The organism is Burkholderia sp. SIMBA_051 (assembly GCF_046534915.1).
In the GTDB taxonomy this organism is placed as follows: domain Bacteria; phylum Pseudomonadota; class Gammaproteobacteria; order Burkholderiales; family Burkholderiaceae; genus Burkholderia; species Burkholderia ambifaria.
Genome location: NZ_JAWRXS010000001.1, coordinates 1 through 12410 on the forward strand (window position 1 = coordinate 1; position 12410 = coordinate 12410).

Sequence of the window (12410 nt, forward strand, 5' to 3'; positions counted from 1 at the left end):
GTTGGCGGTTGGCGGTTGGCGGTTGGCGGTTGGCGGTTGGCGGTTGGCGGTTGGCGGTTGGCGGTTGGCGGTTGGCGCTTGCCGCTTGCCGCTTGCCAGTCGCCGATCGCCGGTTCCCGGTTGCCGGTTGCCGGTTGCCGGTCGCCGGTTCCCGCTTCGCGATCAGATCACGCGAAAATGATGCGTGCCGTCCCGCTTCAACTGATCGACCAGCCCGTATTCCCAGTCGAGATACGCCTGCATCGCGGCGGCCGCGTTGTCGGTGCCTTCGTACGGGCGCCGGTAACGGTCGACGCGCGGCGACGCGAGATGCGTTTCGCCGTGCTCGAGCGGCAGCCCCGCGTCGATCCACGCTGCCGTGCCGCCCGTCAGCACCGAGATGGCCGCGGAAGCCGGCAGCAACGCACGCGCGTCGTGCGCCGCGAACCGCGCGAGCAGGCTCGATCCGCACGTGAACACGTAGCGCTTCGCCGGCGGGATCGCGGCGAGCGCGTCGCGCAACTGCGCGCGCACGACGAACCACGCGCCGGGAATATGGCGCTTCACGTAGTTCGCGCTGGTCGTCACGTCGACGAGCGCGATCTCGCCCGCAGCCGCCTCCTTCAGCCACCCCGCGAGCGTCGCGGGTGATACTTCGCTGACCTCCGGCGTCGCCGGCACGTCGCGCGGCGGCTGGCCGCGCTCCACGAACGCGGCCGTGCCGGCCGGCTCGACCACACGTACGTCCCAGCCCATCTGCGCGAGCCACGACGCGGTCATGTCCGCGCGCACGCCGTCGTCGTCGGCCAGCACGATCCGCGCGCCGCGCACGGCCGCGTGATGGTCGGTCTCCTGCACGAGCTGGCCGCCCGGCGTGCTCAGAAAGCCCGGCAGGTGGCCGGCCTCGTATTCCTCCGGCGTGCGCACGTCGAAGCGGTACAGCGTGCGGCCCGGTTCGTCGAGCGCGGCGACGTCCGCGAGCGCGATGCGCGGCACGCCCGCGCGCTCGGCCACCGCGCGTGCGGCGCGGCGGGCTTCGTCGCGCTGCGCGGGATCGACGTCGTCGGGAAAGCGTCGCGACGCGCCGCGCTCGAGCGTCTGGCCGGCGAGCGTCCAGCCGATCGTGCCGTTGCGCAGCGCGGCGACCGGGTTCGGCAGCCCGGCGTTGATCAGCGACTGCGTGCCGATGATGCTGCGCGTGCGGCCCGCGCAGTTCACCACGACCCGAGTCTGCGGGTTCGGCGCGAGCGCGCGCACGCGCAGCACGAGTTCCGCACCCGGCACGCTCGTCGACGTCGGGATGTTCATCGTCTGGTATTCGTCGAAGCGGCGCGCGTCGACGATCACGACGTCGGCCTGCGCGTCGATCAGCGCCTGCACTTCCTGCGCGGACAGCGATGGCGTATGCCGCTCGGCCTCGACCCATTCGCCGAACGACTTGCTCGGCACGTTCACGTCGATGAACAGCTCGCCACCCGCGGCGAGCCAGCCCGCGAGGCCGCCGTCGAGCAGGCGCACGTCGGTATAGCCGAGCCGCGCGAGCGTCGCGGCCGCACGCGGCGCGAGATCCTCGCCGCCGGCTTCGCCGAACACGACGATCGGCGTGTCGCGGCGCGGAATGCGCGTCCACGCGTCGAGCTCGAGTTTCGACAGCGGAAAGTTGGCGGCCCACAGCGGATGTCCCTGCGCGTAGGGATCCTCCTCGCGCACGTCGATCAGCGCGAGCTCGTCGCGGGCCAGCAGGCGCGCGCGTACGTCCTGGTACGACGCGACGGGGAAACGGGAAGTGGAATCAGCGGATTGCGTCACTATGTCTCGGTCGGATTCTGTTGAAGTCAATGAAGAAAGCACACGGAAAACGGTTGAATCTCGCGCCTGCGGGCGGGCGCTGGCGCGGGCGGCATGCGACGTCACGCGTTCGAATAGCCGGACACGAACGGCTTCACGGTCCCGTCATCGAGGAACACCGCGCGTTCGACCTTGCCGATGTTCGCACCGTACACGTGGATGCTGATCGATACCTGATCCGCGAACGCGTTGGTCACGCGATGGACGTCACCGATGCGCGGCGACACGGCCTCGACCTCGCCCGGCTGCAACCGCACCGCCTCGCCCGCCGGCACCGGCTTGCCGGTTGCGTCGAACCGGTACGGCTGCGAAAACTCGCCGCCGCGCAGCATCCCGATCAGCCCCCACACCGTGTGGTTGTGGATCGGCGTCGTCTGACCGGGGCCCCACACGAAGCTGACGACGGAAAACCGCTCGTCGGGATCGAGATGCAGCAGGTACTGACGATAGCGCTCGGGATCGGGCTGCGCGAACGCGTCGGGCAGCCAGTCGTCGTGCGCAACGAGCGCGGCGAGCAACGCGCCGCCCTCGTCGAGAATGCGCGCCTCGTTCGCGCCGGACGCGAGCAGCGCGCCCAGCCCGTCGACGAACGGATGCAGCGGCGTCTGCCGCAACGAAAGCGTACTCATCGGCCAGCTCCTCGAATATGATGCCGAACATGATGGATCGTCATGATGCACCTGAAAGACCATGCAGAACAAACATGAAAATTAGCGATATCGACGCTTTTGCAGCGGTCGTCCGCTGCCAGACGCTGAGCCAGGCCGCGACCGAACTCGGGATGACGCAGCCCGCGATCACGCGGCGCGTCCAGAACCTCGAGGAAGCGCTCGGCGTGACGCTGCTCGACCGCAACACGAAGCCGCCGCGCCCGACCGACATCGGCCGCCAGGTGTTCGAGCAGTGTCGCGCGATCCTGCGCGAAGTCGATGCACTGCGCGAACTGACGGCCGGCCAACGGCCGCCCGCCGGCGAATTCCGCGTCGGCCTCACGCAGGGGCTCGGCGAGCTGATGCTGCCCGGCCTGATCGCGCGGCTGGCCGGGCAATGGCCGGCGCTCGCCACGCAGGTCACGACCGCCTGGGGCGGCGCGCTCGTCGAACGCGTCGCGCGCCGCGAGCTCGATGCGGCGCTGGTGTTTCTGGCCCGCGAGATGGTGCTGCCGCCGCAGGTCGCGGGCGAACGGCTGCTGGCCACGCGGCTCGTCGCGGTCGGCCGCAAGGGCGACTGGCCGCGCCGCGGCTACCGGCTTGCCGACTGCCATGCGCGCGGCTGGGTGCTCAATCCCGACGGCTGCGGCTTTCGCGCGGGCCTGCGCCGGGCGCTCGACGCGCAGGGGCTGCCGATGCCGGTCACGCTCGACACTTATGGCCGCGATCTGCAGTTGCAGAGCGTCGCGAACGGCTTCGGCATCGGGTTGATGCCGCTGCCGCTGCTCGACGGCAGCCCGCTGCGCGACGCGCTCGACATCGTGCCGCTCGCCGATTTCAAGCCGCAGATCGATCTGTGGCTGCTGCACCGGCAGGACGCCGCGCGCTTCGCGGCGCCGCTCGCGGCCGTGGCCGCGCATGCACGCACGGCGTTCGCGTTGCCCGCGGATGCCGCCGCGCACGACGAGGCCGCTTGACCAGGACCGACGACGCCAGCACGGCGTCGTCTCGTTTCCGCTGACCGCCATGCCGCCGCGCTCACGCATCGTGTCGAGCGGATGCCGGCGCGCTGCGTGACGTCCCGCCCGCGTCCGGGTTCGGCGTCGCGCTTCGCGCCGCCGCCTCGAGCGCCGTACGTCCGGCGGCGACCGCGATCGCGTCGTCCTGCGGCGTATGCACGCGGCTGCACAGCACGTCGCGATAGTGACGTTCGAGCGGATTGCCGCGGCTCAGCCCGTGATTGCCCGACAGCTTCAACGCGTGCTCGACGGTACGGATCGCCTGCTCCGTCACGGTTCGCTTGACGAGGCCGCTCGTCGTCACCGGCGGTGCATCGCCGGCATCGGTGCGTGCGATGTGCGCGTCGAGCAGCACGCGGTTCGTGTGCAGCCACCCTTCCATCTCGCCGACGGCCTCCTGCACGCGCGGCAGCGTCGCGAGCGGCGCACCGAGCCCGCTCGGCGCGCGCGTCGTCGCGAATTCCAGCAGCCAGTCGCGCGACGCACGCGCCACCGCATCGTAGAGACTACCGAGCAGCGCGACCATCCACGCCTGCTGGTCGGCCTGCGCGTCGACGTCCGCATGACTCGCGGCCGACACGGCCCACGCATCGGGCGCGCGCACGTCCACCGCATGATCGGCGGGCAGCCGCACATCGTCGAACACGACCTCGTGGCTGCCCGATGCGCGCAGGCCCAGGTGATTCCAGCTTTCGATCACGCGGATGCGCGGATCGTCCCCAGCGTGGCGCTCGCGCGGCACGAGGAACACGCCGACACGCGGCTCGGGCTCGTCGGTGCGCGCCCATACGGCCAGCCAGCGCAGCGCCGGAATGCCGGTGCAGTACAGCTTGTGGCCGGACAGCCGCCAGCCGTCGCCGTCGCGACGCGCAACCGTTTCGGGCAGGCCGCCGCGCGACGGCGACCCGAGCGCCGGCTCGACGCGCAGCGCGTTGATCAGCGCGCCTTCGTCGACCGCACTGTCGAACACCGCATGCCGCAGGCGCGCGGGCCAGCGGTGGTCCGCGCGGCCGAGCGCGCGATGCTGCAGATACGTCATCGTCAGCACCAGCGCGGTCGCGGGATCGGCGCGCGCGACCGCGGCCACGATGCGGCTCGCCTGTGCGAGCGTCGCGCCCGCGCCGCCATGCTCGCGCGGCACGACCTGCGCGATCAGCCCGGCGCGATGCAGCCGCGCGAAGTTCTCGTGCGGGAAGCGGCCGTCGACATCGTTGCGGGCGGCGTCGGCCGCGAGTTCGGGCGCGAGACGCTCGAGCAGCGCGGCGACGCGCGCATCGTCGGCGGGCAGATGGCGCAGCGACGACTGTGGTGACGCTGGCGGCGAGGAAGCGGCAAGGCTGGCGGACATCGGTACGGATTCCATCGGTGACTGGGTAGCGGGTAGCCAAGCAACGTAAAGGCGGTGACGGCGGAGATCGATCGGCACGCGGCGCGGCGGCTCGTGAAGCCGATGGCGACCGGCACCGATCGGGCGACAACCGAAGCCCCGCACGACAGGCGGCCGGCGCCCTTTCGATTTAATCGCGAGCCCACAGCGTATGCGCAGCGCACACGCGCCCAAACCATGCAAATCTGATATTCAAATCCGGATTGATTATTTCCATTCCGCATGATCCCGGCGGTAATCTGCGCTCCATTCCCCGCCGTGGCCGGCCGTCGCTGGCCGCGCGGGCCGTCCTTGCATCGGAGACCCAGATGAGCGTCGAATTCATCGGCATGATCCAGAGCCAGAAGCAGTCGGAAATCCATCCGCCTACCGGCCCCGTCGTCGACCCCGACTACGTGCGCGACTTCGCGCGTGCACACGAAACGGCCGGCTTCGACCGGATCCTCGTCCCGCATCACTCGACCGGCCCGTCGGCGACCCTGACGATCGCGTTCGCCGCCGCGGCGACCGAGCGCATCCATTTCATGCTCGCGCATCGTCCGGGCTTCACCGCGCCGACGCTCGCCGCGCGGCAGATCGCGACGCTCGACCAGTTCAGCCGCGGCCGGCTCGCCGTGCACTTCATCTCCGGCGGCTCGGACAGCGAACAGCAGCGCGACGGCGATTTCCTCGATCACGACGCGCGCTATGCGCGCACCGACGAATACCTCGGCATCCTGCGACGCATCTGGACCGAAACGCAGCCGTTCGATCACGACGGCGCGCACTACCGCTTCACGCAGGGCTTTTCGGAAGTGAAGCCGTTCCAGCAGCCGCACGTGCCGATCTACTTCGGCGGCGCATCGGAGGCGGCGCTCGAAGTCGCCGGCAAGCACGCGGACGTCTATGCGCTGTGGGGCGAATCGCTCGACCAGGTGCGCGACCTGACGACCCGCGTGCGCGCCGAAGCCGCGAAGCACGGCCGGCAGGTGCGCTTTTCCGTGTCGTTCCGGCCGATCCTCGCGGCGACCGAAGACGACGCGTGGGCGCGCGCGCACCGGATCCTCGACGAAACGCGCCGGCTGCGCGAAGTGGCCGGCCTCGGCACCGGCGGCCCGCAACAGAGCGAAGGCGCGCGGCGCCTGCTCGCCGCGGCCGAACGCGGCTCGCGGGTCGACAAGCGGCTGTGGACCGAGATCGCGAAGCTCACCGGCGCGCGCTCGAATTCGACCGCGCTGGTCGGCACGCCCGAACAGGTCGCCGACGCGCTGCTCGACTACTACGACCTCGGCGTGACGACGTTCCTGATCCGCGGCTTCGACCCGCTCGACGACGCGATCGACTACGGCCGCGAGCTGATTCCGCGCGTACGCAGCGCCGTCGCGGCCCGCGACGCGGCGCGCCGCGCCGCCTGACGCAAACGGAGCCGCCCGCCATGTCCGCCGTCCTGTCTTCTTCGTCGTCCGCGCGCACCGCGTCGGGCCTCGTCCTCGCCGACACCCCGCGCCAGCATTTCTGGTTCGATCCGCCCGCGCCGCGCGTCGACGTCGCCGCCGAGCGCCGCCACCGGCAGGAGCGGCTCGCGGCCGCGTTCCGCCTGTTCGCGCGCTTCGGCTTCGCGTCGGGCCTCGCCGGCCACATCACCGCGCGCGATCCGGAACTGCCCGACCACTTCTGGGTGAATCCGCTCGGCGTGCATTTCTCGCAAATCAAGGTGTCGGACCTGCTGCTCGTCAACGCGCGCGGCGAAACCACGATCGGCAACCGGCCGCTGAACAAGGCCGCGTTCGCCATCCATGCGGCGATTCACGACGCGCATCCGCACCTCGTCGCGGCCGCGCATACGCATTCGACCTACGGCAAGGCGTGGTCGACGCTCGGCCGCGCGCTCGACCCGCTGACGCAGGACGCGTGCGTGTTCTACGAGGATCACGCGCTGTTCGACGACTTCACGGGCATGGTCGTCGACACGAGCGAAGGCGCGCGGATCGCGGCCGCGCTCGTGAAGCCCGACGGCGGCACGCACAAGGGCGTGATCCTGAAGAACCACGGAATCCTGACGGCCGGCCCGACGGTCGAGGCCGCCGCGTGGTGGTACATCGCGCTCGACAATGCCGCGCACACGCAGCTGCTGGCCGAAGCGGCCGGCACGCCGCAACCGATCGATCACGCGACCGCGCGGCACACGCACGGCCAGATCGGCGGACCCGATGGCGCATTGCATGCGTTCGACAGCCTGTTCGCGCGTGTCGTCGCCGACGAACCCGACCTGCTCGACTGAGCGCCTGCCGCAAGACCGGAACCCAAAAACCACACCATGACCGATACCACCGCACCCGCGCCGGCCGGCGCCCATGACGACAAGCGCCGCCGGCTGCTGCGCGCGGCCGGCGCCGCCGCGCTCGCCGCACCGGCGATCACGCTCGGCCGCAAGGCCTGGTCCGCGCCGCCGCTGAAGAAGCTCACGTTTGCGTGGAACCAGAACGCGTTCTGCCTGACGCCGATCGTCGTCGCGCAGGAGCACGGCTTCTTCGAGAAGAACGGCCTGAAGGTCGAGCTGATCAACTACAGCGGGTCGACCGACCAGCTGCTCGAATCGATCGCGACCGGCAAGGCCGACGCGGCGGTCGGGATGATCCACCGCTGGCTGAAGCCGCTCGAAGCCGGCTTCGACGTGAAGATCATCGGCAGCTCGCACGGCGGCTGCGTGCGGCTGCTCGGGTCGAAGACGGCCGGCGTCACGACACTGCAGGCGCTGAAGGGCAAGACGGTCGGCGTCAGCGATCTCGCCGCGCCCGGCAAGCACTTCTTCTCGATCCTGCTCGCGAAGAACGGCATCGATCCCGAGCGCGACATCACGTGGCGGCAGTATCCGGCCGACCTGCTCGGCGTCGCGGTCGACAAGGGCGAGATCCAGGCGATCGCCGACGGCGATCCGAATCTCTACCTGCTCGAGAAACGCAGCAACGGCGCGTATGCCGAACTCGCGACGAACCTGTCCGGCGAATACGCGCGCAAGGTGTGCTGCGTGATCGGCGCGCGCGGCGATCTCGTACGCAACGACCGGCCGGCGGCCGCCGCGCTCGCGCGCTCGATCGTGCAGGCCACCGAGTACACGCACGACAATCCGAACGAAGCCGCGAAGGCGTTCGCGAAGTATTCGCCGAAGATCAATCCCGACGACCTGCGCAAGCTGTACGCGACGCTCACCTACACGCACCACCCGACCAACGTCGATTTGCAGCAGGAAATCGCGTTCTATGCGGACGATTTCCGCCGGATCAACGTGCTGAAGAAGAGCACCGACCCGCAGCGCTTCGCGCAGCAGGTCTATGCGAACGTGCTGGGGTGACGCGATGTCGACGATCGAACACACGTCCACCGCCCGCACCGCGTCGGCCCCCGCCGCTGCCCCGGCCGCCGCCACGTCCCGTGCCGCGTGCACGGCCTGCGACGCGACGCTCGCGGCCGAAGCCCGTCGTGCGCGCATCTGGCCGGCCGGCATCGTCGCGGCGGTCGCCTGGGCCGTGCTCGGCGCGCTCACGCAACTGTGGCCGAACCGCGTCGTCGGCTTCACCGACTGGGCGTACACCGATACGTTCGGCACCGCCGCATGGACGATCGCCGCGTTGCTGCTGATCGCGGCGACGCTCGGCCATCGCGTGCCGGCCACGCGCGCGCGGCTCGCCCGCGTGCGCCCGGCCGGGCCGTGGCTCGTCGCGCTGCCGCTCGTGCTCGCCGCGTGGGAAATCGTCACCGCGAAAACCGGCTGGCTGCCCACGCCGTTCTTCGCGCCGCCGCAAGCGCTGATCGAGGTCTACGTCGACGACTGGCCGCGCCTCGCCGGCAGCGCCGGCAATACGCTGAAGCTGCTCGCGCTCGGGTTTGCCTACGGCGTCGCGGTCGGGTTCGCGGTGGGCGTGTCGATCGGCTGGTCGCGCCGCATCGGCTACTGGGTGCATCCGGTGCTGCGCGTGCTCGGCCCGGTGCCGGCCACCGCGCTGCTGCCGCTCACGTTCTACTTCTTTCCGACGAGCTATTCGGCCGCCGCGTTCCTGATCGCGCTGTCGACCGGCTTTCCGGTCGCGGTGCTGACGTGGTCGGGCGTCGCGAGCGTGAACCGGCAGTACTACGACGTCGCGCGCACGCTCGGCGCGAACGCGCGCTTCCTGGTGTTGCGCGTCGCGATTCCGGCCGCACTGCCGCACGTGTTCGTCGGCATCTTCATGGGGCTGAGCGCGTCGTTCACGGTGCTCGTCGTCGCCGAGATGATGGGCGTCAAGTCGGGGCTCGGCTGGTACCTGAGCTGGGCGCAGGGCTGGGCATCGTACGTGAACATGTATGCGGCGCTGATCGTGATGGCGCTGCTGTTTTCCGGGCTGATCGCGCTGCTGTTCGCGGTGCGCGACCGTGTGCTCGCGTGGCAGAAAGGAACCGTCAAATGGTAAGCGCCGCCGTTCTCGAACCCTCCGTTGTCACGGCGCCGCGCGGCGCGCGCATCGACATTCGCCGCGTGAGCCATGCGTTCGACGGCCCCGGCGGCCCGCTGCCGGTGCTCGACGACGTCACGCTGTCGGTCGCGGCCGGCGAATTCGTTGCGCTGCTCGGCCCGAGCGGCTGCGGGAAATCGACGCTGCTGCGGCTCGTCGCGGGCCTCGACGCCGCTCGGCAAGGCACGATCGCGCAGGACGGCGCGCCGATCGAACGGCCCGATCCGTCGCGCATCGTCGTGTTCCAGGATCCGACGCTCTACCCGTGGCGCCGGGTGCGCGCGAACGTCGCGCTCGGTCTCGAAGCGCGCGGCGTGGCGCGCACCGCGCAGCATCGCGTCGACGATGCGCTCGCACGCGTCGGGCTACAGGAATTCTCGAACGTGTTTCCGCATCAGCTGTCGGGCGGGATGGCGCAGCGCGTCGCGCTCGCCCGCGCGCTCGTCAACGATCCGCGTCTCCTGATCCTCGACGAGCCGCTCGGCAAGCTCGACTCGCTGACGCGCTTGACGATGCAGGCCGAGCTGACCGCGCTGTGGCAACGCGACGGATTCTCCGCGCTACTCGTCACGCACGATGTCGAGGAAGCGCTGTTTCTCGCGCAACGCGTGATCGTGTTCGGGCCGCGTCCCGCACGCATCGTCGCGGAACTGCGCGTCGACCTGCCCTATCCGCGCCATCGCGGCGACCCGCGTCTCGCCGCGCTACGCCATGAGGCGCTGCGGCATCTCGGTCTCGATGCGAGCTGGTAGATGCGCGGTGCCGTTCGCAGGAATGCCGGTGCGCGGCAAAGGCCGCGCCGATGAGTGCACCGCCGTTTTCCGACTGGGCGCTGCTGTTCCTGCAACTGCTGTATCGCGCGCAGGTCGCATTCGCGCGCGTGCTGCATGCGGCCGGGCTGACCGGCGAAGCCGACGGACAGGCCGCATGGCCCTGGGCGCACCGGATCGCGCTCGAAACGCTGCGCATCGACGCGGCGCTCACGCGCCAGCTCGCGTCCGCGGGTGGGGCGACCGTGCTTGCCGCGGCGCTGGGCTGCGTCGCGATCGCATCGCGCAAATGGCGTGCGGCATCGGCATTCGCCGCGCTGGCCGTTGCATGGTTCGCACCGTGGCCGCCGGCATCGCTGTGGCTCGCGCCGGCGGTGCCGACCAGTTTCCAGCGCAATCCCGCGCCGTTTTCCATCGCGAACGTGATGCGCGGCCAGCATCTGTATGCGCAGCATTGCGCGGCCTGCCACGGCGCCGACGGCCGCGGCGAAGGGCCGCTCGCGGCGACGCTCGCGCACGGGCCGCCGACCTTCGCGGGCGCGCTGCTCGCCCGCCGGCTCGACGGCGAACTGTACTGGCGCGTGCGGCACGGTACGCACGACGCACGCGGCGCGGCGTCGATGCCGGGGTTTGCCGCGACGCTCGGCCCGGCCGACACGTGGGCCGTGCTCGATTACCTGAAAGCGCTGTCGGCCGGCAGCGGCGCGCAGGCGGAAGGTGCGTGGCCCGTGCCCGTCCCGCTGCCGGCGCTCGACGTTCGCTGCGGCAGCGCCGCGCCGCAACCGCTCGCGCGCTGGCGCGAAGGCCAGCGCGTGCGCATCGTCGCGCTCGCGCCGGCCGGCACGCCGCCGCCGGAAGACCCGCGCTGGCAGACGCTGCTCGTCATCGCCGGCGACACGCCCGCACCGCCGGCCACCGGCATGCGCGCGAACTGTGTCGCATCGACGCCCGATGCGTGGCAGGCGTTCGCGACGATCGCGGGCGTGCCGCCCGATGCGTTCAGCGGCACGCAACTGCTCGCCGACCGGCGCGGCTGGCTGCGCGCGCGCGCATTGCCAGGCAGCACCGGCTGGTCGGCATCCGACCTGCTGTGCCGCGCGGATGCCCCCGCACGCGCGCCGGCAGCCGGCGCGAGCGTCGATCCGCTGACCGCACTGCTGTTGCGCGTCGATGCCGAACCCGTGGGCGACGTGCAGGCCGGGCTTCCGCACTGAATTCCCGAAACGTTTCCCTGCTCGACAGAACTCAAGATGAATCCGACCCGACGTCACTTCCTCGCGCAAGCAAGCGCCCTCGCCACCACCTTCACCGTCGCGCCGGCCGCGCTCCATGCGCAATCGGGTGCGCGGCCGCTGCTGCGGGCCGGCGACCAGAAAGGCGGGCTGCGCGCGCTGCTCGAAGCGGCCGGCGAGCTGAACGGCCTCGCGTACGACATCGCGTGGACCGAATTCCCGGCCGCCGCGCCGCTGGCCGAAGCGCTGAACGCGGGGGCCGTCGACTGCGGGCCGATCGGCGACGCGCCGGTGATCTTCGCGCTCGCGTCGGGCGCCCGCATCAAGGTGATCGCCGCGAACCGCTCCGACCCGTACGGCACCGCCGTGCTCGTGCGGCCCGACGCCACGCTGAAAGCCGCCGCCGACCTGAAAGGCAAGCGCATCGGCACCACGCGCGGCTCGATCGGTCATTTCGTCACGCTGAAGGCACTCGACGCGGCCGGCTTGCCACCGGACGCCGTATCGTTCCGCTTCCTGCCGCCGGCCGACACGATGCTTGCGCTCGCAACCGGATCGATCGACGCGTGGGCGACCTGGGAGCCCTATACGGCGCTCGCCGAAACGAGTGGCCGCGCGCGCGTGCTCGTTAGCGGCCGGGGCCTGTGGTCGGGCCTCAGCTACGTCGCGGCGACTGAGGCTGCGATCGCGTCGAAGCGCGACGTGCTGCGCGACTTCCTGCAACGTGTCGTGCGCGCGCAGGTCTGGTCGTACCGGCACGTCGACGCGTATTCCGCGGCGCTCGCGCGCATCATCGGCATCCCGCCGGCAGCCGCGAAGCTGCAGTTCGAGCGCCGCAACACGCGCTGGCAGCCGATCGACGCGACGGTGATCGCCGGACAACAGCGCACGGCCGACTTCTACCTGAAGGCCGGGCTGCTGCGCCAGCCGCTCGACGTGCGCACGACCTTCGACCTCGGCTTTGCGCTCGCGTAACCGACCTCGCGGCGGCGGACAACCGCCCGAACGGTTTCCGCACGATCTGGCACAATCGCGGTTCGATCATCCCGCCTTCGT

General features: G+C 70.9%; 11 protein-coding genes. 8 read left to right on the top strand and 3 right to left on the bottom strand.

Translation table 11 applies throughout. The annotated features are described in order from the left end of the window. Positions 1–162 precede the first annotated feature (162 nt). Both SB771_RS00005 and SB771_RS00010 read right to left on the bottom strand, forming a co-directional pair. Positions 163–1788: a rhodanese-related sulfurtransferase gene (locus SB771_RS00005; RefSeq protein WP_175659327.1), complete on the bottom strand. Its 1626-nt coding sequence runs from the start codon at positions 1786–1788 to the stop codon at positions 163–165. A 101-nt stretch (positions 1789–1889) separates the two neighbouring features. Then, entirely contained in the window at positions 1890–2456 is a 567-nt protein-coding gene (locus SB771_RS00010) for a cysteine dioxygenase (RefSeq protein ID WP_175659328.1), read from the bottom strand. A gap of 74 nt (positions 2457–2530) precedes the next feature. Here SB771_RS00010 and SB771_RS00015 point away from each other — a divergent pair, with 74 nt between their 5' ends. Then, entirely contained in the window at positions 2531–3454 is a 924-nt protein-coding gene (locus tag SB771_RS00015; protein WP_175659329.1) for a LysR family transcriptional regulator, read from the top strand. Positions 3455–3515: 61 nt separating this feature from the next. On the opposite strand, the gene SB771_RS00020 is transcribed toward SB771_RS00015, so the two are convergent. Next, positions 3516–4844, bottom strand: a complete 1329-nt coding sequence (locus SB771_RS00020; protein WP_175659330.1) for an acyl-CoA dehydrogenase family protein — start codon at positions 4842–4844, stop codon at positions 3516–3518. Positions 4845–5191: 347 nt separating this feature from the next. Here SB771_RS00020 and SB771_RS00025 point away from each other — a divergent pair, with 347 nt between their 5' ends. From SB771_RS00025 to SB771_RS00055, 7 genes are read left to right on the top strand one after another with little or no spacing between them, the layout of a single operon-like run. Then, positions 5192–6277: an LLM class flavin-dependent oxidoreductase gene (locus SB771_RS00025; RefSeq protein ID WP_175659331.1), complete on the top strand. Its 1086-nt coding sequence runs from the start codon at positions 5192–5194 to the stop codon at positions 6275–6277. Between the two features lie 20 nt (positions 6278–6297). Next, the gene (locus SB771_RS00030; RefSeq protein ID WP_175659332.1) at positions 6298–7143 is read left to right on the top strand and encodes a class II aldolase/adducin family protein; all 846 of its coding nucleotides are present in this window, start codon (positions 6298–6300) and stop codon (positions 7141–7143) included. Positions 7144–7179: 36 nt separating this feature from the next. Continuing rightward, on the top strand, positions 7180–8214 hold the full coding sequence (locus SB771_RS00035; protein ID WP_175659333.1) for an ABC transporter substrate-binding protein: 1035 nt from the start codon (positions 7180–7182) through the stop codon (positions 8212–8214). 4 nt (positions 8215–8218) lie between these two features. Then, positions 8219–9310, top strand: coding sequence for an ABC transporter permease (locus tag SB771_RS00040; protein WP_175659334.1), 1092 nt, complete (start codon positions 8219–8221; stop codon positions 9308–9310). After that, on the top strand, positions 9304–10104 hold the full coding sequence (locus SB771_RS00045) for an ABC transporter ATP-binding protein (protein ID WP_105832770.1): 801 nt from the start codon (positions 9304–9306) through the stop codon (positions 10102–10104). Before SB771_RS00040 ends, SB771_RS00045 begins: the two co-directional genes overlap by 7 nt. Positions 10105–10154: 50 nt before the next feature. Continuing rightward, positions 10155–11336 (top strand): c-type cytochrome, encoded by a 1182-nt coding sequence (locus tag SB771_RS00050; RefSeq protein WP_175659335.1) that lies wholly within the window; start codon positions 10155–10157, stop codon positions 11334–11336. 36 nt (positions 11337–11372) lie between these two features. After that, a complete protein-coding gene (locus SB771_RS00055; protein ID WP_175659336.1) occupies positions 11373–12329 on the top strand; it encodes an ABC transporter substrate-binding protein in 957 nt (318 codons plus the stop codon). The last annotated feature ends 81 nt before the right edge of the window (positions 12330–12410 follow it).